This is a genomic window from Aeromonas sp. HMWF016 (assembly GCF_963878195.1).
Lineage (GTDB): Bacteria > Pseudomonadota > Gammaproteobacteria > Enterobacterales > Aeromonadaceae > Aeromonas > Aeromonas lacus.
On the sequence record NZ_CAWNWX010000006.1, the window covers coordinates 39,217 to 60,236 of the forward strand.

Annotated in this window: 17 protein-coding genes, 4 tRNA genes and 2 pseudogenes; 16 read left to right on the top strand and 7 right to left on the bottom strand. The window is 56.1% G+C overall.

Annotation, left to right across the window (positions count from 1 at the left end; genetic code table 11):
* The 4 genes and pseudogenes from AACS24_RS00575 to AACS24_RS00590 all read left to right on the top strand — a co-directional run.
* A pseudogene (locus AACS24_RS00575) lies at positions 1 to 104 on the top strand (helix-turn-helix domain-containing protein); the annotation flags it as partial.
* Between the two features lie 73 nt (positions 105 to 177).
* Complete coding sequence (locus AACS24_RS00580; protein ID WP_255933577.1) at positions 178 to 300, top strand: hypothetical protein; 123 nt, start codon at positions 178 to 180, stop codon at positions 298 to 300.
* A gap of 77 nt (positions 301 to 377) precedes the next feature.
* Positions 378 to 2,015 (top strand): ATP-dependent endonuclease, encoded by a 1,638-nt coding sequence (locus tag AACS24_RS00585; RefSeq protein WP_041210275.1) that lies wholly within the window; start codon positions 378 to 380, stop codon positions 2,013 to 2,015.
* A 108-nt stretch (positions 2,016 to 2,123) separates the two neighbouring features.
* Positions 2,124 to 2,843 (top strand): hypothetical protein, encoded by a 720-nt coding sequence (locus AACS24_RS00590; protein ID WP_108572069.1) that lies wholly within the window; start codon positions 2,124 to 2,126, stop codon positions 2,841 to 2,843.
* A gap of 81 nt (positions 2,844 to 2,924) precedes the next feature.
* Here the strand turns inward: AACS24_RS00590 and glgX are convergent, their stop codons facing one another.
* On the bottom strand, positions 2,925 to 4,988 hold the full coding sequence (gene glgX / locus AACS24_RS00595; RefSeq protein WP_108572070.1) for a glycogen debranching protein GlgX: 2,064 nt from the start codon (positions 4,986 to 4,988) through the stop codon (positions 2,925 to 2,927).
* Between the two features lie 196 nt (positions 4,989 to 5,184).
* Between glgX and AACS24_RS00600 the strand changes: the two genes are divergently transcribed.
* The 6 genes from AACS24_RS00600 (at position 5,185) to yjjG (ending at position 8,140) form a co-directional block, all read left to right on the top strand.
* Positions 5,185 to 5,261: transfer RNA gene (locus AACS24_RS00600), tRNA-Met, on the top strand.
* 86 nt (positions 5,262 to 5,347) lie between these two features.
* Positions 5,348 to 5,424: transfer RNA gene (locus tag AACS24_RS00605), tRNA-Met, on the top strand.
* 86 nt (positions 5,425 to 5,510) lie between these two features.
* Positions 5,511 to 5,587: transfer RNA gene (locus AACS24_RS00610), tRNA-Met, on the top strand.
* An 86-nt stretch (positions 5,588 to 5,673) separates the two neighbouring features.
* A tRNA-Met gene (locus tag AACS24_RS00615) sits at positions 5,674 to 5,750 on the top strand.
* A 195-nt stretch (positions 5,751 to 5,945) separates the two neighbouring features.
* Positions 5,946 to 7,445, top strand: coding sequence for a M17 family metallopeptidase (locus tag AACS24_RS00620; protein ID WP_108572083.1), 1,500 nt, complete (start codon positions 5,946 to 5,948; stop codon positions 7,443 to 7,445).
* Positions 7,446 to 7,459: 14 nt separating this feature from the next.
* Positions 7,460 to 8,140: a pyrimidine 5'-nucleotidase gene (gene yjjG, locus AACS24_RS00625; RefSeq protein ID WP_108572071.1), complete on the top strand. Its 681-nt coding sequence runs from the start codon at positions 7,460 to 7,462 to the stop codon at positions 8,138 to 8,140.
* Between the two features lie 77 nt (positions 8,141 to 8,217).
* Here yjjG and AACS24_RS00630 read toward each other — a convergent pair whose 3' ends face one another.
* The 3 genes from AACS24_RS00630 to dusC form a co-directional block, all read right to left on the bottom strand.
* Positions 8,218 to 8,925, bottom strand: coding sequence for a substrate-binding periplasmic protein (locus AACS24_RS00630; RefSeq protein WP_108572072.1), 708 nt, complete (start codon positions 8,923 to 8,925; stop codon positions 8,218 to 8,220).
* Between the two features lie 158 nt (positions 8,926 to 9,083).
* Positions 9,084 to 9,452 (bottom strand): TraR/DksA family transcriptional regulator, encoded by a 369-nt coding sequence (locus tag AACS24_RS00635; RefSeq protein WP_108572073.1) that lies wholly within the window; start codon positions 9,450 to 9,452, stop codon positions 9,084 to 9,086.
* A 97-nt stretch (positions 9,453 to 9,549) separates the two neighbouring features.
* Positions 9,550 to 10,494, bottom strand: a complete 945-nt coding sequence (gene dusC / locus AACS24_RS00640) for a tRNA dihydrouridine(16) synthase DusC (protein WP_108572074.1) — start codon at positions 10,492 to 10,494, stop codon at positions 9,550 to 9,552.
* Positions 10,495 to 10,617: 123 nt separating this feature from the next.
* On the opposite strand from dusC, the gene AACS24_RS00645 reads away from it, so the two are divergent.
* The 5 genes and pseudogenes from AACS24_RS00645 (at position 10,618) to AACS24_RS00665 (ending at position 16,365) form a co-directional block, all read left to right on the top strand.
* Positions 10,618 to 10,995 (top strand): YbaN family protein, encoded by a 378-nt coding sequence (locus tag AACS24_RS00645; protein ID WP_108572075.1) that lies wholly within the window; start codon positions 10,618 to 10,620, stop codon positions 10,993 to 10,995.
* Between the two features lie 133 nt (positions 10,996 to 11,128).
* Positions 11,129 to 11,674 carry an adenine phosphoribosyltransferase gene (apt, locus tag AACS24_RS00650; protein ID WP_033113563.1) on the top strand — a complete coding sequence of 182 codons (546 nt, stop codon included), beginning with the start codon at positions 11,129 to 11,131 and terminating at the stop codon, positions 11,672 to 11,674.
* A 184-nt stretch (positions 11,675 to 11,858) separates the two neighbouring features.
* Positions 11,859 to 14,456, top strand: coding sequence for a DNA polymerase III subunit gamma/tau (gene dnaX / locus AACS24_RS00655; RefSeq protein WP_108572076.1), 2,598 nt, complete (start codon positions 11,859 to 11,861; stop codon positions 14,454 to 14,456).
* 114 nt (positions 14,457 to 14,570) lie between these two features.
* Complete coding sequence (locus tag AACS24_RS00660) at positions 14,571 to 14,900, top strand: YbaB/EbfC family nucleoid-associated protein (RefSeq protein ID WP_041210739.1); 330 nt, start codon at positions 14,571 to 14,573, stop codon at positions 14,898 to 14,900.
* A 474-nt stretch (positions 14,901 to 15,374) separates the two neighbouring features.
* Positions 15,375 to 16,365 (top strand): annotated as a pseudogene (locus AACS24_RS00665) (integrase core domain-containing protein).
* 208 nt (positions 16,366 to 16,573) lie between these two features.
* On the opposite strand, the gene AACS24_RS00670 reads toward AACS24_RS00665, so the two are convergent.
* A complete protein-coding gene (locus AACS24_RS00670; protein ID WP_108572077.1) occupies positions 16,574 to 16,864 on the bottom strand; it encodes a hypothetical protein in 291 nt (96 codons plus the stop codon).
* Between the two features lie 643 nt (positions 16,865 to 17,507).
* On the opposite strand from AACS24_RS00670, the gene AACS24_RS00675 reads away from it, so the two are divergent.
* A complete protein-coding gene (locus tag AACS24_RS00675) occupies positions 17,508 to 18,395 on the top strand; it encodes a beta-1,6-N-acetylglucosaminyltransferase (protein WP_108572078.1) in 888 nt (295 codons plus the stop codon).
* Between the two features lie 166 nt (positions 18,396 to 18,561).
* Here AACS24_RS00675 and AACS24_RS00680 read toward each other — a convergent pair whose 3' ends face one another.
* The gene (locus AACS24_RS00680; RefSeq protein WP_108572079.1) at positions 18,562 to 19,557 is read right to left on the bottom strand and encodes a DUF2860 family protein; all 996 of its coding nucleotides are present in this window, start codon (positions 19,555 to 19,557) and stop codon (positions 18,562 to 18,564) included.
* Positions 19,558 to 20,026: 469 nt separating this feature from the next.
* Positions 20,027 to 20,476 carry an L-alanine exporter AlaE gene (gene alaE, locus AACS24_RS00685; RefSeq protein WP_108572080.1) on the bottom strand — a complete coding sequence of 150 codons (450 nt, stop codon included), beginning with the start codon at positions 20,474 to 20,476 and terminating at the stop codon, positions 20,027 to 20,029.
* Between the last annotated feature and the right edge of the window lie 544 nt (positions 20,477 to 21,020).

A 21,020-nucleotide genomic window follows, 5' to 3' on the forward strand; every position in this document is an offset into this window, starting at 1 on the left:
GCGGTTTCTCCTCCCAGGCCCACTTTGGCAACCGCTTTCGCGAGGCGTTTGGTCTGACGCCGGGGCAGTGGCGTGCCCGCTTGTCATCCTCCTGTCACAGTTAACCGCGAGACTCAATGCGTTCCGGTGAGTTTGCTCACCTTCGTCATTTCGCTGTGCCACAAACAGGAGCCGCCATTGAATCATCGCAAGCGCCAGATCCGTACCCGCCACCTCTGGTTCAACCACTGGAATGCCCCGCAGGGGCGCCTGACAGAGCCAACCCCGCCTGAACCTGCCATTCCTCACAGTTCCCGTTGAAAAAGGGCGCTGCCTGATAGGATTTTTCCGGCAACTTTGCCACTATTGCTCCATCAGAGTGACGTGGACATGGCTGGATGTATCTGGAACGTATTGAAGTTAAAGGATTTCGCGGCATCAATCGGTTGTCGCTCGGGCTCGACCATACCACAGTGCTGATCGGTGAAAACACCTGGGGGAAATCGAGCCTGCTGCGCGCTCTCTGGTGTCTGCTGGGGCAAAACGCCGAGCCCTATCAGTTTGGCGCCGAGGATTTCCACCGGCCGGAAGATCCCGAGCTCGCCCCGGCTCGCCACCTGCAACTGGTGCTCACCTTCTGTGAGCATCGACCCCAGATGTGCCAGCACTCCCGCCGCCTAGCCCGACTTTGCCCCGCCTGGGTGCTGCACAAGGACAAGTTCAACCGCATTCACTACCGCGCCAGTGCCGAGCTGCTGGAGGATGGCACGGTCGCGACCCTGCACGACTTTCTCGACGGGGTGGGCAAGAGCCTGCCTATCGCCAATGCTCACGAGCTGGTCTGCATGCTCATCACCATGAACCCGGTCTTTCGCCTGCGCGATGCCCGCACCGCCCGCAACGGGGTGGAGACGCTGCAGTGGGGCGATCTCTCCGAGCATCGCCTGAACGAGTTGGCCGACAAGCTCATCGACGAGCCCCAGCGCATTGGCGAGCCCGAGCTCAAGGAGGCGTTGCAGGCGGTGCGCCAGCTGATGGATCACTACTTCAACGCGCTGGCACCCATCAAGAACAAGCCGCGCAGCCAGCGTGACATCATCAATCGCCCCATGACATTGCGCAATCCGGGCAACCTGCACACCCTGTTGCGTCAGGCGGATAATCGCGCCCTGCAGCTGGCGATGGCGGGGATGGCGGCGACCCTGCTGCAGGCGCGTGGCAACCGTGAGCTGGAGGAGGGGGCTCGTCCCATCATGATCCTCGAAGATCCCGAAAGCCGGCTTCATCCGACCATGCTGGCGCTGGCGTGGGGGCTGCTGGAGCAGTTGCCGGGCCAGAAGCTGCTCACCACCAACTCGGGGGACTTGCTCTCCTCCTTGCCGCTCAATCAGGTGCGCCGGCTGGTGCGGCGCCAGCAGGATATCCTCTGCCACCAGCTGGGTGGCGAGCGCTACAGCAGCGACGATCTGCGCAAGATTGCCTTCCATGTGCGGATCAACCGTCCCATGTCGCTGTTTGCCCGTTGCTGGCTGCTGGTGGAGGGGGAGACCGAGATCTGGCTGCTCTCGGAGCTGGCCCAGATCTGTGGCTACAGCCTACGGGCCGAGGGGGTGCGGATCATCGAGTTTGCCCAGTGTGGCCAGTCGCCGCTGATCAAGGTGGCGCGCGACTTTGGCATCGAGTGGCATCTGCTGGCCGATGGCGATGAGGCGGGGGTCAAGTATGCCGCTTCGGCTCGCGGTCAGCTCAAGGGGGACAGGGAGCGGGATCGACTGACCCAGCTGCCTGCGGTCGATATCGAGCACTACCTCTACAACAACGGCTTTGAAGGGGTGTTCCGGCGCGAAGCCGGCGTGGGTGGGCGCGCCATGTGGAGTGCCAGCCATATCATCAACAAGGCGATCCATCATCGCAGCAAACCGGGCATGGCGCTGGCGGTGGTCGAAGAGGCGGAGCGGCTCGGCGCCGAACACATACCGCCGGTGATCCGCCAGATGTTTGCCCGGGTGGTGGCGCTGGCCCGCGGTCAGCGTTAAGGCCGCCACTTGTGATGTCAGGCGTTGGGGATGGCGCCGGGTTTGGGTATACTCGGCCCCTCTCTGGCGCCACCATGGCGCATTTCGACACCCTTTGCTGGAGGCGCCATGTTCGTCCAACTCCCTTTCTGGCTTTTTCCCCTGACCGGCCTGATGGCGCTGGGAGCACTTATTGCCCTTGGTATCGTGCTCTGGCGTGGTGATCTCTGCCCGGGCCAGCGCTCGCGCATCAGCCAGCAACTCTTCTCCATCTGGGTCATTACCGCGCTCTCGCTGATGCTGGCGGTAGAGGCCAAGGCGGCCAGCTGGCTGATCTGGAGCGGCGGCGCGGCGCTGGTGCTGGGCGTGGGCCTTTCGCTCGCCCAGTCACGGCTGGAGGGGAAACGCTCCATCCCATCTTCCCTGCTCTGGCTGCCGGCGTTGCCGCTTGCAGTTTATGGTGTGGGCCTGCTGCAACTTCAGGGCTGGGTGAGTGGTCTGCTGCAGATGGCGATGCTGGGTGCGGCCTTTGCCCATCTGATGCTGCTGCGCGCACGTCACCGCCTGCAGGCGTTCAATACCCTGCTGCCACTGGCCGGTCTGGTTGGTGCCATGGCCAGCTTTATCTGGCTGGGCGTGCTGGTGGGCTGGCAAGGGAGTGAGGCCAATCTCGATGCCCTGATCCCGGCGGTGGTGACTCAGGCGGCGTTGCTGGTGGCCTCCCTGCTGCTCTGGTTCAGCCCGATCTATCTGCAGCGTGACACTGCACCGGTTGTGGTTTCAACTTCGTTGTGTGGTCTGCTCATTGCCCAGATCGCCGCCACCAGCGTGCTCCATCAGCTGGTGTGACGCAAACGGGTTTACTGCGAGCTCTGAAATAGAAAGCCCCCGGATATGTCCGGGGGCTTTTTTTGTTTGCGGGAGAGGGCATCAGTAGAAGTCGTCGGCCCCGCAGATAAAGAGGCAACTGCTGCGCGGCTGGGCCAGATATTCGCGGGTCAGTCCCTCCAGTGGCATGCCGAAGGTGCAGATATCCTGCGGCGAGGGGAGGGCGGTATCGAGGATCCGCCGCCAGTAGCCGCCGACTCCCTTGGGGGGGCTCGGCAGATTGAAGGTGAGGGGCTCCCAGTAGGCGTTGAACAGCACATAGAGCGCCAGCTTGGTTTCGCTCGACAGCGCCGACATGGCAATGGCGTGGGAGTGGGGGCTGAAGTCCGGCTGCATAGCGTTGATGCCGTGCCAGCAGATCTCGCTGTGGCGCAGGATCTCGGTGAGCGACAGCGGCATGCTCTCCTGCTCCGGGCGCTGGAACAGGTGCTTGCGGTACTGGATCAGCTCCTTCATGAAGCGGAACATCTCCTGACTGCGGGCGTTGGGTTGCCAATCCATCCAGCAGGTGGAGTTGTCCTGACAGTAGCCATTGTTGTTGCCATGCTGGGTGCGCAGCAGTTCGTCGCCCATCAGCAGCATGGGGGAGCCCACCGAGAGCAAGGTGGCGACCATCATGTTCTTGGCCTGACGCATGCGCAGGGCGTTGATCTGGGGATCTTCCGTTACCCCTTCGTGGCCGTGGTTCCAGCTGAAGTTGTGATCGCAGCCATCGCGGTTCTGCTCGCCGTTGGCTTCGTTGTGCTTGTGGTTGTAGCTTGCCCAGTCCCACAGGGTAAAGCCGTCGTGGCAGGTGACGAAGTTGATGCTCTTCTCGGGGTCGGCATGGTGATAGTGGTAGATATCGGGGCTGCCGCAGAGTCGCTCGACAAAGGTGGTGACGCTGTTGTCATCCCCGCGCAGAAAGCGGCGCACATCATCCCGAAACTGGCCGTTCCACTCACGCCAGCGGGCGCCGGCGAGCGACCCCACCTGATAGAGCCCCCCCGCATCCCAGGCTTCGGCGATCAGCTTGATGTCGGCGATGTTGGGGTCGGTATCTATGGTGCGCAGGGTCGGCGCATTGGCCTGCGGCTGACCCGACTCGTCCCGCGACAGAATGGCGGCCAGATCGAAGCGGAAGCCATCGACGTGCATCTCCTGACGCCAGAAGTGGAGGCTGTCCATGATCATCCGCAGTACCACCGGATGGGCGCCGTTGAAGGTGTTACCGCAGCCCGAATAGTTGGTGTCCTGCTGGTTGTTGTCGAGGATGTAGTAGGCCTCGTTGTCGATGCCGCGAAACGAGAAGGTAGGGCCATCGTTACCCCCTTCTGCCGTGTGGTTGTAGACCACATCGAGGATCACCTCGATATTGGCTTTGTGCAGTGCCTTGACCATGTCGCGAAACTCGGTCAGCGGATCGTCCCCGCAGGCGTACTGGGCGTGGGGAGCAAAAAAGGACATGGGGCTGTAACCCCAGTAGTTGGAGAGCCCTTTGGGCGAATCCTGCGGATCAAACTGGAACACCGGTAGCAACTCGACGGCGGTGACACCGAGAGATTGCAGATAGGGGATCTTCTCGATGAGACCCAGGTAGGTGCCACGCAGTTCAGGTGCAACCCCGGAGCTTGGCGAGTTGGTAAAGCCCCCCAAATGGAGCTCATAGATCACTGAACGGGAGAGGGAGTGGGCCGGCAGTTTGTCACCCTCCCAGTTATAGTGGCGGGTATCAACCACCCGGTTCTTGGCACAGAAGGCAATGTTGCTGCCCGGGAGTGCCGCAGCCCAGCGATCGTAGTTGGGTCCGAGTTCTATGCTGCGGCCATAGGGATCGAGCAGCACCTTTTCCCCATCGAAGCGGGTACCGCAATAGGGGCGCCACGGGCCCTGAATGCGATAGGCATAACGCTGCCCGATGGGCAGACCTTCAATATGGATATGCCAGTAATAGGCGGTACGGTTGAAACGGGGCGAGAGCGGGATCACTTCCGGGGTGCAGTCTTCTGCACTGGAGAAGAGCAGGAGTTCTACCCGGCTGGCCAGGCGTGCCCAGATCGCGAAGTTGACGCCGTGACTGTCGGGTGTAGCCCCCAACTGACGGCAATGTCCGGCGGAGATGCGCATATCATACCTACCCAAAATGAGGAGTGTTCAGCTTATTGAGTGTAGTGCCGGATGCCTTTCCCAGATCCGTTTGCCTGAAAAAACAGCATGATGCTGATAAAGACCGCACTCTTTGTCGTATAAATCTACGAATAAACTTTTTTTGATATATTTACTTGCAATCTGTGCGCTGGCGCCTATTATTGGCCACCTCGGACGCGGGGTGGAGCAGCTCGGTAGCTCGTCGGGCTCATAACCCGAAGGTCGTCGGTTCAAATCCGGCCCCCGCAACCAACTTTTTCGTCAGCCTGCGATTGTGCAAACAATCGAAAGCAGACAAACGCCACAGACATCTGCTCGGTCTGGGGTGACAATTCGGACGCGGGGTGGAGCAGCTCGGTAGCTCGTCGGGCTCATAACCCGAAGGTCGTCGGTTCAAATCCGGCCCCCGCAACCAACTTTTTCGTCAGGCTGCGATTGTGCAAACAATCGAAAGCAGACAAACGCCACAGACTCCTGCTCGGTCTGGGGTGACAATTCGGACGCGGGGTGGAGCAGCTCGGTAGCTCGTCGGGCTCATAACCCGAAGGTCGTCGGTTCAAATCCGGCCCCCGCAACCAACTTTTTCGTCAGCATGCGATTGTGCAAACAATCGAAAGCAGACAAGCGCCACAGACTCCTGCTCGGTCTGGGGTGACAATTCGGACGCGGGGTGGAGCAGCTCGGTAGCTCGTCGGGCTCATAACCCGAAGGTCGTCGGTTCAAATCCGGCCCCCGCAACCAACTTCCTTTCAGTTTTTCCTTTTCTGCTGCTTTTCATCGTTCCATCTTCTCTTTACAAATGCTCAACAGACATTGCGCAATATCACTTTTGCGTGGTGAAGATGCTGTTTGTGCTGGTTTTTCAGGGCAAAACTGGTCGTCCCGCCTGTTTGTTAGGTATGATCAGGTATCTCTTCACGGATGAGGTATATGCCTGTGATCACCCCCTTTACCTATCTTCCCCCCGCTATCGATTGCCAGGATGCCACTCTCGACCAGGCCCTTGAGCAGGCGCTTCCTGTACAGATATTGCTGATCGCCGAAGATCAGAAGGAGGCGATCCTTGCTCATCCCCAGCTATCGGGTGTCAACACCCTGTTGGCGCTGGGCAAAAAAGCCCCCTTTACCCTGATGCAGGGCAACAGCCTGCTGCTGGTCGTCTGTGTGGCGGGCAGTGTGGAACGGGATCACCGCCTCTACAAGCAGGTGCGGAGCTGGATTGCGCCGTTGTCTGGGTTAAAAGCCGAGCGGGTTGGTCTTCACCTAGAGGGCTTTTCTGCCTCTGAGCGGGGGATACTGGCCGAGCTGGTGCTCTCCACCCTGCTGGCTGCCAATATGCCGCTGCCGACCAGCAAGAGCCGCAGTGAAAGCAGTTGGAGCTATCAGCAGGTGGTTGTGTCCCCGATGGTGGTGCTGGACTTGGCCCGAATCTACAGCGAAGCGGGCGGTAATGGGCTGGCCCGCCATCTGGCGGTGCTGCCCGCTTCCGAGCTGACCGCTGCCAACTATCGCGAGTTCCTTAGCCAGTTGGCGCAGGAGGAGGGGTGGCACTGCCTCCATTATGATCAGGGCCAGTTGGCCGAGCTGGGGGCAGGCGCCTTTTTGGCCGTGGCTCGTGGTTCGGAAGACAATCAGGGCGCCATGGTCAAGCTCAGCTACTATCCCCCCAAGCCGGTGCGCCGTATTGCGCTGGTAGGCAAGGGGATCTGTCACGACTCCGGCGGCTACAACCTCAAGATCTCCGGCAGCATGTATGGCATGCATCTCGACATGGGGGGCAGCGCGGTGGCCCTCGGCACCCTCTATGCCATCAGCAGAGCCCAGCTACCCTATGAAGTTCACTGCTGGCTGGCCATCGCCGAGAACCATATCGGCCCTCATGCCTATCGGCCCGGGGAGGTCGTCACGGCCATCAACGGTACCACCATCGAAGTGGTCGATACCGATGCGGAGGGGCGGATGGTGCTGGCTGATACGCTGGCGATGGCGGCGCAGGATACCCCGGATCTGCTCATCGACTATGCCACCCTGACCGGTGCCTGCAAACGGGCGCTCGGCAGCCGTTACAGCGGCGTCTTTACCAACCGCACCGAATGGCTGGTATCGCTGGTCAATATGGGGCAGCGCAGCGGAGAGCGGGTCTGGCCGTTTCCGCTCGATGAGGATTATGACGACAACATCGAGAGTGAATGGGCCGATCTGCTGCAGTGTGCGCCGGGCAGCTCCCCGGATCATATCGATGCCGCCCGTTTTCTCTCCCATTTCGTCCCCGAGCAGACTCCCTGGCTGCATTTTGACCTGAGCGGTTTTCGCAACAAGGGGGGCAACGGGGTGGTTTCAAGCGAAGTAACAGGCTTTGGCGTGCGTCTGACTCTCGATCTGCTAGCCAGTCCGCTGGGCAGAACGGGGCGCCACAGCATGGAACAACCTGACTGATGACAAGGATTTTTGTGAACAAGACAAGCTATGACTGGGTGCTGTTCGATCTGGATGAGACCCTGCTCGATTTCCCGGTGACACAGGCGCTGGAGCAAACTCTTCGCCACTATGGCGTACAGGTGGATGAGGCTGGTATGGCTGCCTATCACACCCTAAACCACGGTCTGTGGCAGCAGTACAACAATGGCGAAATCGATGCTACAGCGCTGCAAGAGACCCGCTTTTCCCTCTTTGCCGAGCAGGTCAATGTTGACCCCATGGTGATGAACAACACCTTTCTGGCGCAGATCGTTGCCTTGAGCATGCCCCTTGATGGGGTAGTGGAGACGCTACAGCTGCTGAAGGACAAGGTGAAGATGGGCATCATCACCAACGGATTCAGCATTCCCCAGCGGGGCCGACTTGGCAAGCTGGGCTGGAGTGAGTGGTTCGCACCGCTGGTGATTTCCGACGAGATCCGGGTAACCAAGCCAGATCCCGCCATTTTCCAGCACACCCTCTCGTTGATGGGGGCTCCGGATCCGGCCAGAGTGCTGATGGTGGGTGACAATCCCAAGACCGATATTGCCGGTGCGGCTGCACAGGGGCTGGCTACCTGTTGGTATAACCCGGGCAAGCAGAGTGGTGAGTGTGATGCAACTCACGAGATCCATCACTTCTCCCATCTGGCCGGTATTGTGCTTGGTCAGTAGTGCAGATGAAGTGGTTACAGACACGTTATTTGACGGAACCATCGTAGAAAACGGGAGAGCCATCGGCTCTCCCGTTGTTATTCTGCGAGCAGGCCAGGGGTATAGCGGGTCAGGATCTGCTGATATTCGGGGCTTTGCTTGAGTTGGTCGATCGCCTGATTGAGCCGATCCAGCTGGGCTTGCGATGTACTCTTCTTGCTGAGCATCAGGTGAACCGGAGTGCGTTCGATATGCAGCAGGATGTGGAGCTGTTTCAATGTGATGCCCTGATGCTCCCACTCCTGCAGGCTGTTCGGGTCGAGGATAAACCCCTGGATCCGCCCGCCGTTGAGCATCTTGAGCAGTTGCTCCAGGGTGAATCGCTCCTGTAGCCGAGGTTTCACCTTGGGGTCGGCGACAAGGCGGCGAAACGCCTCGCCGTAGTCAAACCCCTTGAGCAGACCGATATGAAAATCGGGAGTATTGATCAGCTGTTCCAGAGTGGTGATCTTGCGCCAGCGCTCTTCATCCTCCTTGCGGATGATGATGACCGTCTCCTCTTCCCGATAGGCATGGCTGAAGCGGGCATATTGTTGACGCTCTGTGGTGATGTTGGCGGACATGGCCAGTTGAACCGTGCCAAATTCCAATTCGTGCAGCACCCTTGTCCAGGGCATTTCGATGAAGCGAGCCTGATAGTCAGCCCGTTGCAGGATGGCATTGAGCAGTTCGATATCCAGCCCTTGCAGCTGATGCTGTTCATTGCGATAGCTGAACGGCTGCCAGTCGCCCCAGCCAACGACCAAAGACTCCTGTGCGGCGGCCTGACAGCATAAACACCATAACAACAAGAGTCTGTACACGACTCATCCCCTCGAACCGGCTCATATAGTCGAGTATTGGACAGGAATGGCAGTGTCACCAGTGAGGCAGTAAAGAGAGGATGCACCGGTTGGTGCATCTTTCAGAGCTCGTGGGCGTGGAATCCCTTGCGATAGCGGGCTTCACAGCGCGGGCAGCGTTGCAGGGTCGGATCCTGCTCCAGCGATTCGATGGCCAGAGGCTCTTCGCAGTCGGAGCAGAAGCCGTAGAGGCCGAGATCCATCTGACAGAGTGCGGCGTCGATCCGTTTGAGATGCGCTACGCTCTGCTCCACTTTTGGCAGATCCAGCCGGCTGGTCAGCTCGACCAGTTGATCCTGTTCGCAGTGATCCAGCTTTTCGGCCCACTCGTCACGGCGACAGGCTTTCAGCTGACCGATCAGCGTTTCTCGTACCTGGGCCCAGTCGGACAGCAGGCGATTACGCCAGACAGTCAACTGTGCTTGCGTCATTTCACACACATTATCCCCCACAGGACAGACGACAGATTCGGGGCAGTATAGGGATCCGATAACTTTATCAAGATGATATGAGTCAAGTTAACGACGGTTAGCCGTGGCTTTTGGCCGCTTGCAGCAAGGCATTGCGGATGGGATCCGTCTCTTTGAGCACCCGGATATCCTGAAACAGCAGGTCTGCTTCCGGGTATTCCCGCTTGAGATAGCTAAACCACTGTTTGATCCGGCTGGGATAGTAGTCGGCTTTTTCGCTGGCCAAATCCTGCTCGGTGTAGCTCACCATCAATTGCAGTACCTCGGCCCAGCTCATGTGGGGGCAGCCGGTTTTCATCACGTTGGCCAGATTGGGCAGGGAGATGGCGCCGCGCCCCACCATCAGGGAGTCGCAGCCGGAGACGCTGGCACAGGTCAGGGCATCCTGATGATCCCAGATCTCGCCGTTGGCCGTGACGGGGATCGGCAAGGCGCGGCGAATGGCATCCACATACTCCCAGTGGGCGGGCGCCTTGTAGCCTTCACGTTTGGTGCGGGCATGGACGGCCAGCTCGTTGGCTCCGCCTTGATGAACTGCCAGGGCGTTCTCCAGATAGAGATCCTTGTCATCGTAACCAAGGCGAATTTTGGCGCTGACCGGCAGATGGGCGGGCACCGCGTCGCGCACTGCCTTGACGATGCGGTAGATGGTCTCGGGCTCTTTGAGCAGGACGGCGCCGCCCTTGCTCTTGTTGACGGTGGGGGCGGGGCAGCCGAAGTTGAGATCAACCCCGGGGGAGCCCAGCTCGATGGCGCGCCTGGCGTTTTCAGCCAGCCACTCGGGATGTTGGCCCAGCAGCTGGACCCGCACCGGGGTTCCCGCTCGGGTTTTGCCATCTTGCAGCAGTTCGGGGCAGAGGCGATAGAACACCTTGGCGGGCAGCAGCTGATCAACGACCCGGATAAATTCGCTTACGCAGAGGTCGTAATCGTTGACGGAGGTGAGTACCTCCCGCATCAGGTGATCCAGTACCCCCTGCATGGGGGCCAAAATAACGCGCATAACTGCTTTCCGAAGAGATAAGGAGAAAAAAGAGGGCAGATTGTAGTGGGGTTGCGCCCCGCTGTCAGCTATCAGCCAAACTCTGTTAGGCTAGACAGGTAGAAACAGAGGTGAGAGGTGGCAATGCAGCGCTGGTGTCTGATGATCTTGGGGTGGATGGCCTTTGTGACCGGCATTGTCGGCATCGTGTTGCCGCTGCTGCCGACTACCCCTTTCATGTTGCTGGCTGCCGCCCTGTTTGCCCGCTCGTCGCCCCGTTTCCATCGCTGGCTGCTGACTCATCCCTGGTTCGGCCCGCCCATTGCCGACTGGCAGCAGTATCGCGGTATTCGTCGTCAGGCCAGACGGCGCGCCATTATCTTCATTTTGCTCACCTTCTCGGTCTCGCTGGCGGTGGTACCACTGCTGTGGGTCAAGGGACTGCTGGTTGTCATAATGGTGATCCTGCTCACCTGGTTAATGCGCCTGCCGGTGCTGGAGCCAGTTGCAATGGAGAAGTGAAGTCCCTAAGCTATTGCGGCAATAATGCTATGGAGTCGGCCTGTCATTCTTGCGTGACAGGCTTTTTTATTTCCCGCTGGCGGGAAGACTAAGATAAAACGGCCATCTGGGTCGAAAAACAAACGGTCAAACCATGAATCCGGAAACCCTGAAATTTATCGAAGCGAGCATCAAGACCATTCCCGACTATCCGAAGCCGGGCATCCTGTTTCGCGACATTACCAGCCTGATCGAAAATGCCGAGGCGTTCAAAGCCACCATCGATCTGCTGGCCAATCACTATCGTGATCAAGGGATCACCAAGATTGTTGGTACCGAGGCTCGCGGCTTCATCTTTGGCGCGCCGGTTGCCTACGCCATGGGGCTGGGCTTCGTTCCGGTCCGCAAGCCGGGCAAACTGCCCCGCGCTGTCATCGAGGAGTCCTATGCCCTCGAATACGGCACCGACACCCTGCAACTGCACACCGACGCCATCGTGCCCGGTGACAAGGTACTGGTAGTGGACGATCTGCTGGCGACCGGCGGCACCGTTGATGCCACCGTCAAGCTGATCCGTCGCGCTGGTGGTACTGTGGCCGATGCCGCATTCATCATCTCCCTGCCGTCTCTCGGTGGTGATGCTCGCCTGACCGCCGCTGGCGTCAAGGTGGTCTCTCTGGTTGAACTGCCGGGCGAATAAGCCCCCGGTTTGATCAACAGGCTGCTATCGTCAGCCTGTTGCCAACCTCCAAACCGGTGCCCGTGCGGGCATCGGTTTGAAATTCAAGCGATCCCTCCCGCTCTGACCGATAGCCGATACAGCCTCCCGTCCATTTGTGTTAGCATCCGGCCTCAATGCCCTGTCTTCCCTGCATGATGGATTTATGAGCTATCAGGTTCTGGCGCGTAAATGGCGCCCCCATACGTTTGAACAAGTGGTTGGTCAGCAACATGTGCTGACTGCCCTGACCAACGCCCTGGATCAGGGACGGCTGCATCACGCCTATCTGCTGAGCGGCACCCGCGGCGTCGGCAAGACCACCATCGCCCGTATTCTGGCCAAGAGCCTCAACTGCGAGCAGGGGATCAGCAGCCATCCGTGTGGCGTCTGCGATACCTGCCGCGAGATCGATCAGGGCAACTTTGTCGACCTGCTGGAGATCGATGCGGCGTCGCGCACCAAGGTGGAAGATACCCGCGAGCTGCTCGACAACGTGCAGTACCGCCCGGCCCGTGGTCGCTTCAAGGTCTATCTCATCGACGAAGTGCACATGTTGTCCCGTCACAGCTTCAACGCGCTGCTGAAAACCCTGGAAGAGCCGCCCCCCTATGTGAAGTTTCTGCTGGCCACCACGGATCCGCAGAAGCTGCCGATCACCATTCTCTCGCGCTGCCTGCAGTTTCATCTGAAGAGTCTGGATCAGACCCAGATCGCCAAGCAGCTCGAATGGGTGCTGGATCAGGAGGGGCAGCCCTTCGAACCGCGCGCCCTGCTGGCTTTGGCCAAAGCGGCTGACGGCAGTATGCGCGATGCCCTGAGCCTGACCGATCAGGCGCTGGCGCACGGCAACGGCAGCGTCCGCCTCGACAGCGTGCTGACGATGCTGGGCACGCTCGATCACCGTCATCTGCACCAGCTGCTGGAAGCCATCCTGCGGCAGGATGCGCCGGCGACCATGGCCAAGATCAGCGAGATCGCTACCCTTGGCCCCGATTTCGATCAGCTTCATGCCGAGCTGGAAGGGTTGCTCCATCGTATCGCCATGGCGCAGCTGCTGCCTGCCAGCGTGCAGGAGCAGGGGGCTGATGCCGACTCCCTGCTGCAACTGGCCAAGGCGATGAGCCCGGAAGAGGTGCAGCTCTGCTATCAGATTGTGCTGGGTGGCCGCAAAGATTTGCCTTGGGCACCCGATGGCCGCACCGCGCTGGAGATGACCTGCCTGCGGATGCTCGCTTTCTCGCCACGGCGCGTGGTATTGCACCCCGCCACGCTGACGGCGCTGCCCCCATCCATGACTGGCTCGGCCAGCGCGGGAATGGGGGCAGCCCCGACGCTGCCGGGAAAGCGCCCGGCCGCTGAGCCTGCAACTCATACTCCACACCCTGCACAGATGGCTTCTGCCGATGCCATGACGGCCACGGCCGAGGTAACCGGTCAGGATGAGGAGAGCGGTGAAGAGGAGGCGCAAGCCGCCCAACTCTTCAGCCAGCAGGATGAGTTGTTGCGCGAGGCGGCCGGTATGGGTTATCAGGCCGAGTCGGCTCCGCTCTCTGGCGCGAATAGCAGCATGGCGGTTGATACTGCGAGCTGGGGGGAGGGGGCTGCTGCAAACCCTAGTCTATCGGTACCAACCGACACTGCGCAGATGGCCGCTGCAGAGATGGTGCCAGCGCAGATGACGTCTGTACCGATGGATAGCGTTCCGGCTGCATCTGCTTCGGAAGCGCCCGAACCTGTGTCGGCGGTATCGAGCATGCAAAGCCTGCTTGGCAAACGCAATATGCTGCGTAGTCGCCAGCGTGGAGAGAGCAGCGTAGCTGCTCCTGCTCCTCGGGCGGTGCCAGTTGCGCCAGTGCGTCAGGCGGCTGCTTCTGCGCCAGCACCTCAGCCGCAGAGTGCGCCGTCACCTGCTATCAGCCAAACGGCCACCCCGAGTGGCCCCGCCATGGGCCAGTTTGGCGAGCAGCCCCCGGTGGATCTCTACGCCGAAAATTATGACGAGGCGGGTGATAACGGGGATTACGAGGAGTATCTCAGCCAGAGCTTTATGGCCTCGCCCGTACCTGAGCCTGCCCGCAGTGCGCCCAATCGCACAGCTGTTCCCGCGACCCAGCCTGCGCGGCCAACCGACCTGCCACCCTGGGATCTGGCTGGGCAGCCTAGCTATCGACCTGGTGAGCGCAGTGCCACAGCGCCTGCAGTGACGCCTGCTCCTGCGACCCAGCCAATGACCACGACGGTGGCGGCAGCCCCTGTGGCGCAGAGCGAGCCTGTCCAGCCAGTGATGGAGGCCATCGATTGGGACGAGCTCGAGAGCGATGAGGAGCCAGAAGAGGGGGAGGCGACCCGCCTTATCCCCTCGTCACTGCTCAATGGTTGCGGCGATCCTTGGGCCGAGTTAATTGCCCACACCCAGGTGGGTGGACGGTTGCGTCAGCTCGCCATCAACTCGGTGATGACGCGGGAGGGGGACAAGGTGTTGCTGACCCTCAAGCCCGAGCAGCGCCATCTGGTGAGCGACAAGGCGCGCGCCGACTTGGCCGAGATCATCGGGCCTGCGCTGGGGCAACCGGTACAGGTCGAGGTGACGCTTGGCGTGGAGCCTGACAAGGAGACCCCCCTCGAGATCGAGCATCGCCTCTATCTCGGGGTTCGCGAGCAGGTGACCCGGGATCTGGAGCAGGATCCCAACGTACAGTTTTTAGTTCAGCGGTTTGGTGCCGTGCTCCATCACGAGAGCATCGAGCCCCTCAACCGCTAAATTCCGTGGCCGGGAGCTGGCTCCCGGTTGAAAAGCAGTTTGGCTGTCCCCATCTAGGACAGACAAGCCCACAGCCCGGCGCTGGATGCCGGATTTCAAGACGAGAGACGACATATGTTTGGTAAAGGTGGAATGGGTAACCTGATGAAACAGGCCCAGCAGATGCAAGAGCGTATGCAGAAGATGCAAGAGCAGCTTGCCCAGATGGAAGTGACCGGTGAAGCCGGTGCCGGCATGGTCAAGGTCACCATGACGGGCAGCCACAGCGTACGTCGCATCGAGATCGATCCCTCCCTGATGGAAGATGACAAGGAGCTGCTGGAAGATCTGGTTGCCGCCGCTTGCAACGATGCCGTGCGTCGTGTGGAAGAGCAGAACAAGACCAAGATGGGCGAACTGACCGGTGGCATGCAATTGCCGCCAGGCTTCAAGATGCCGTTTTAAGGCATAAAACCATTTAGGTTCAATGCCTTATGCTTTGGCCTGTTGCTCGTGGGTCATATATGGGTCAACAATCCCCAGTTTCTCAGCAAGTTCATTCCTGTAATTAGGGTTGTCCTTGCTAACCCACTGATCATAAATGGTGCGGATCATCCCCCAGTCTTTGTGGCCAAGTTGCTTGGCAAGATAGGCTAGATGAGCCCCGCCATCAGAAGCATTGAGGCATAGCTATGGCGCAGCTGATACGGTTCTCTATGTGTCAGCTGCGCTTTTCTTAGTAGACGAGCCCAATAGCCCGTTGCTGTAAACAGTTCGGGCCTGATGTTCGGCATGTATGAAGATGGTATTCACCTGACAGTTGCCCACAAAAGGGAGTGGTCATACGGCTTCAAACCGGATAACAAAACGGTACCCCTACCGCGTTATCTGGCGTCACCGTAGACCGGCAACGAGAAAGTAGCACGTCGTAAACTCAGCCTGCTAGAGCTCGCCAAAGAGCTCAATAATGTCAGCAAAGCCTGCAAGCTCATCGGCTACAGCCGTCAGCAGTTCTACGAAATTCGCCGTCATTACCAGACTTATGGCGCCGAGGGCTTGCTCGACAAATTGCCCGGCTGTAAAGGGGCGCACCCGAACCGGGTTGCTCCCGAGATTGAACAGGGCATCCTCGATGACTCCCTCACCAGACCAACCCATGGCCCGCTGCGGGTCGAGCAAGGACTGGCTCTGCAAGGCATCAACGTCAGTGCCGGTGAGAGGCGTGGTGTGTGGCAACGTCACGATTTGCTCTCCAAACACGACCGTTTGTTGCGCCTCGAGAAAACCCACAGGGAGCAGACCATTGAGCTCAATGACGAGCAAATTCGCCTGTTAGAGCGTTTCAGCACCGAGTTCCGCGAACGCCAGATTGAGGTTCACTACACCGGAGAACTGGTGGCGGTCGACACCGTCTTCGTCGGCGCGCTCAAGGGGGTCGGCAAGGTGTATCTGCAAACCGTGCTGGACTGCTATAGCCGCCACGCTTGGGAACGGCTCTACACCAGCAAGCTGCCGGTGACCTCGGTTCATGTGCTCAGCTGCCGTTTTTCGAAGCCCACGAGGCACGGGTCTATACCATCCTGTCGGACAACGGGCGCGAGTTCTGTGGGCGCCTAGACCATCATCTCTACGAGCTGTTCCTGCAACTGGAGGGGATTGAGCACCGGACAACCAAGGTACGCAGGCCACAGAGTAACGTCTTTATCGAACGGCTGCATCGAACCTTGCTGGATGAACACTTCCGTATCAAGGGGAGAACGACCTGGTATGAGTTGGTAGAGCAGATGCAGACAGACCTGGGTAGCTACCTGGAACACTACAACACCCAGCGGCCACATCAGGCTGGATGATGGAGGGGCAAACCCCCTACAGCATGTTCAAGAAGGGGCTGAAATTGATACCGAAGGAAGTGCGCACTAAAGTAGCGTAAACAAGACACCGGTTTGAGGCCGGTGTCAGGTGATAACTAGATCTGTACATGCCTAAGTGAGCCGGTTATTTATGATTGTACTTTATACTGTGGAGTATTTTTTTAAATGCCAAGAATAAAATAAGAGATAAGTTAAGAGTGCTCAAATTTAATAGGGCGCCCTTTATCTTCACTAGGGCTTGAGTTTATTTTATATAGTTGTGTTTTTCTATTTGTACTCCATCCCCAATAGAGCACGCATAGTCGCTTCCAGTTGACGCTGGCGAGTATTACTCTCAGTAATGTTCATACCTTGTTTGTTATGCTCAATACGCATAACGCGAAGAGACTCTTGAATCATCTCCTCTTTGGGGTCTCGATTTCTTTGGTAATCGGCAAGGGCTTCAATCCACCCCTTTTCTGGTTTTGCATCTGGAATATCAGATGCACATGCAGATATCATAAAAGAACATGCAGATATCATAAAAGAACATGCAAATATACCGATGACTACTTTCATTATGGGCTCCTGTTATGCCATTACTCATATTTTAAGTAGGGGCCCAAGAGTTGAGAATAAAAAAATTGTAACCAAAGATTAATTTTAGATTTGGCATATGGATCAAAAGTGAGCTCATCGCTGACTTGGAGGTGCTAATGAAACCGCTCAACAACACGGTATGCAATCACTGCCATTGATCTGTCTTTGAACTAGGGGGGTATACCTGCATTTGAGAAAGTGAGGAAAAGCTTAATCTTCAACATGTTGCCACCTACATGTCGTGGTGCTGAAAATAATGAGACCCCAATGAGTTCGATTCTTTTCGTCATGAGATATATGACCCGCTGACTTCGAATCGTGTTACTGTGGTTTCTCACTTACCGGCCGATTGCACTCTGCACCTGATGACAGGTTTGTCATGCAAAAGAGTCTCGAGCCAGGGCAATTCTTGCCTACCTCTCACCCTCAACCTGACTTCGTCAGACCAGCTGTAGTGACCCGATGCTATAAGGCGCATCTATCCCCGTCGCAGCCTGTTCTCCTTGTTGTTATCTACTTTTACTACGACAGCGGCGATCCCGACGATAAAAAGCCTCAAACCAACTGTTCGAGGTGATTTCCTGTTTGGTGCAGCCCTGCCGCCTATACAGGACACATTGATATGATTGCCTACCTCATTCTGGTTCATCGCTATCCCTCCCAGTTCAAGCGTCTGTTCAAGGCGATTTACCACCAAAGCAACCACTACTTGGTTCATGTGGACAAGAGTTCCGGCCCTGAGCTGCAGCAGGAAATAGCCCGTTTTTTACACGATTACCCCAACGCTGGTATGTTACCTAGCAAGAATGCGCTCTGGGGGGGTTACAGCTTGGTTGATGCGGAGTTGCGCGGTATTGCGGCACTGCTGGAGAAAAGCAAGGACTGGGAGTTCTTCATCAACCTGAGCGCGCAGGACTTTCCGCTGAGATCCCAGAGTGACATACATGACTTCCTTCGATCTAATAAAGGGAAGGATTTCCTCAAGGTTGCAGATCAGCGCCTGCATAGGCCAGATACTTTGCATCGTATCGATTACTATGTGACCGAGACAACCAAGGAGCTAGTATGCGAGCCGGTGAAGACTCGTCCTTACCTAGAAGATGTGACTCCCTACATTGGCAATCAGTGGATGATCCTTAGCCGGGCATTTTGTGCGTTTGTTAGCTACAGCCCGGAGATCGAGCGTTTCAAGGATTTCTACCGCCACACGCTCATCGCTGACGAGGGTTTCTTCCAGACGGTGATCATGAACACCAGCTATCAGGGCCAAATAGTCAACGATGATAAGCGGGCCATTGACTGGATCCCCATGGGGGACATCAAGCTTCGCCCACGTGACTACACCGTGCATGACGCTGAGGCCCTGCAGCAAAGCAAGCACCTGTTTGCCCGTAAATTTGATGAGACCATAGACAGCGATATTCTGGACATTCTGGAGCAGACGATGAGTGTGCCTCTTGATACACCGTTCATTAGGCAGGCAGCATTGGTGGCTGAGTTCTCAAAATAATGAAGATGTAACCTCACACCTTTTCAGCATATTCAACCGTTACAAGCTGACAGATGCACAATGGGGCTCACCGAGCCCCATTTTCCATATCACAGCATGAGCGATCGAGCTGCCCGCAGTAGAGCCGACACTAACTGAAGAGGCTCCCGATCGGGGCCCCTTATCATCAGAAATGATACATTAGACCCGTGTTGATACTGCTGATATAGGCATCATAGAAGTTGATGTCTGAGTTACTTTTGCTATAAGACGCGCTGATTAATCCGTTGAGCCCCTTTACGTTAAACAAGCGATGCCAGAAGAAGGTGGTGCTAACCCCAAACTCGTCAGAATCAGCCTTATTGCCAAAAATGGGGTTAACTTCATCGTATTTCATGTGGCCAAGATAAATGTTGCTGATCAAGGACCACTGATTGTTATTGTACCCATAGGATAACTGGATTTGGGTCTTGTCATAGTTCATGGCACTGCCATCGAAACTGCTCTTGCCGTATGTGAGCTCTGGGTGAAGTACATGGCCAGGACTAAAGATCCAGTCATAGGACAAGGCTACTTCATTGGTATTGCCATTACGATTCAACATATTGCGCTGTGCGTTACTGAGAGCCATGCTCTCACCACTTCGCTCTTCAGATATATCGAACTTGCGCATGGTGTATGTTGCGTTGAAATGGGTTCCCCAAATTTGATCCCATGCTAAACGGGCACCACCGGACTTCATGTCTGTGTCTTGGCGATTGCCTGCTGCATATGGGTCAGCCCACGTTTCTGTTGGTAGAAGTGGGAAAACATAACCCAGAGCCACAATGCCTTTATCACCCATTTGCTGACGCACACCCAGTTGCTGTGTGAAGTCAAAGCGAACTGCATCTTGAATCAAGTTACCTAGGAACAGCTGAGTGCGGGTCTCTGCAAATGTATAACGGAGATCTGCTCCTAAAATGGGAGTCCCTGAAGAGTAGCTTTCTGGTGAGTTGAACAGGCCATTATGGCTTTCATTGTCACCGTTATACCCCTTGTACATGTTCGATTTGTACTCGAGTATGCCGACCCCCCCCATGACGAAACCGGAGAAGCCTGACTGAGTTGGGATCTTGATGATCTCAGCATTAACAGAGGTTGTTGTAAGCAGCGCTACCGCAATAAATGATAATTTTTTCATTAACTTAAATGCCTAAGAATTATTGTTTGAATTTTCCGCTATCTGCTTGAACAAGCACCAGTTCATGCCCGGACGTAGCTATCTATCCAAGATGTCTCTAAACGAGTCAGGTTGCAGTGTTCTCATGCTTGACTATGTCATCATCGGCATGCTCTACATGAGTCATTCGAAGCGGCCGCGGATGATATCAATGTGAGTCAAAAAATGTAAGTTATTTATACTTTTATCACTATGTGTGACCAGCTCAACATGTCCCTCAATGTGGCAATGCTGATGAGCCGGATGTTTATCAAGCTTTATCTGCAAGTGAGCTGAGAGGATTGTTGATCTGCTCAAAGGACTCGTTGCTATAATTCCACGGTGATAGATTTTTAGTTGGGGCGAGCCCCAGCAGTGCCGTAAACCCCCTCAGCTTTTAAAATATGAATGACTAACGCCGTAATATTAACTTTCTTTTCACTTCACAGATTCATCTAATTTTAAAGACACTCTGTCTTATAAAGTTACGATATATTCCGTATGGTCGTCCAACTACACCTGCAATCAAGCTGAATACTAATATACTTTTTAGCATTTGCTCTCCAGATGCACCACTTATTGTTAAATTGATAATGTAGAGAGGCATTTCAAATGATAAATATGCCAATGTGTCAACCAGGTATGGTTTTATTCCTTTGTCCTTATTTGTAAGGTTGAAACGTTCAAATACCCAGTCTCTCCAGATACCAAAAGGTCTTGCTGTTGCAGTTATAATGAAAAGTCCAATAAAACGAGCGTAAAGATGTGTAGTCAATGACATCTGGGAAAAACCAAGCTCAATTGGTATTGCAATAAAATAACAAAACGTATTGAGCGCAAATGCATCTGCCCAAAAATTTATGTATTGCTTTCTACTTTTATCTGTTAATGGTAAATTCATTCATACTCCATTATATATGTTTTGTGAACGTTTGTTTTCAATAGGGGTAAGTGGTTTTTAATGTAGGCTGGTTATGGCTATATAATATTTTCAGCCAGTGTTAAGGCCTGGAAGTAAAGTCTTAAACATTAAATTTTTATGGTTTATTGGGTTTTTAGACGGTGTTAAGTGTTACCGATTTCATTGATGAGCACATAACGCTAAAGTATTTTATAGGCAAATAAAAATCATTAAATGTAAGCAAATGTAATTGTCATTAAATTCTTAATAATGGCTATTTATCCGTTCGAAAGATAAGTGATGTGGGTTTTTTATGATTATAGTTCGGCGGTTAAAACCCTGAGTGGCCGTGTAGTGGATCGGGGTCAGTCCATTCTACGGTTTGTGTATGGTGAAATTAATAGGGGCATGCGCTTGTTTTTAGCAGATTATATAATGTCAGTTTAACCTTACTAAATAACTGATCCCAATAGTGCTACACCTTCGCTGTGCCATAGCCATTCCCCGGGAAAGGAGACACGGTATCCATGAAGTGTTTCACTCG

Bases quoted from the DNA above. Each gene is read 5' to 3' on its own strand.
- AACS24_RS00585 (WP_041210275.1), top strand. From the start codon at position 378: ATGTATCTGGAACGTATTGAAGTTAAAGGATTTCGCGGCATCAATCGG.
- AACS24_RS00590 (WP_108572069.1), top strand. From the start codon at position 2,124: ATGTTCGTCCAACTCCCTTTCTGGCTTTTTCCCCTGACCGGCCTGATG.
- glgX (WP_108572070.1), bottom strand. From the start codon at position 4,988: ATGCGCATCTCCGCCGGACATTGCCGTCAGTTGGGGGCTACACCCGAC.
- AACS24_RS00635 (WP_108572073.1), bottom strand. From the start codon at position 9,452: ATGACGCAAGCACAGTTGACTGTCTGGCGTAATCGCCTGCTGTCCGAC.
- dusC (WP_108572074.1), bottom strand. From the start codon at position 10,494: ATGCGCGTTATTTTGGCCCCCATGCAGGGGGTACTGGATCACCTGATG.
- AACS24_RS00645 (WP_108572075.1), top strand. From the start codon at position 10,618: ATGCAGCGCTGGTGTCTGATGATCTTGGGGTGGATGGCCTTTGTGACC.
- apt (WP_033113563.1), top strand. From the start codon at position 11,129: ATGAATCCGGAAACCCTGAAATTTATCGAAGCGAGCATCAAGACCATT.
- dnaX (WP_108572076.1), top strand. From the start codon at position 11,859: ATGAGCTATCAGGTTCTGGCGCGTAAATGGCGCCCCCATACGTTTGAA.
- AACS24_RS00660 (WP_041210739.1), top strand. From the start codon at position 14,571: ATGTTTGGTAAAGGTGGAATGGGTAACCTGATGAAACAGGCCCAGCAG.
- AACS24_RS00670 (WP_108572077.1), bottom strand. From the start codon at position 16,864: ATGAAAGTAGTCATCGGTATATTTGCATGTTCTTTTATGATATCTGCA.
- AACS24_RS00675 (WP_108572078.1), top strand. From the start codon at position 17,508: ATGATTGCCTACCTCATTCTGGTTCATCGCTATCCCTCCCAGTTCAAG.
- AACS24_RS00680 (WP_108572079.1), bottom strand. From the start codon at position 19,557: ATGAAAAAATTATCATTTATTGCGGTAGCGCTGCTTACAACAACCTCT.
- alaE (WP_108572080.1), bottom strand. From the start codon at position 20,476: ATGAATTTACCATTAACAGATAAAAGTAGAAAGCAATACATAAATTTT.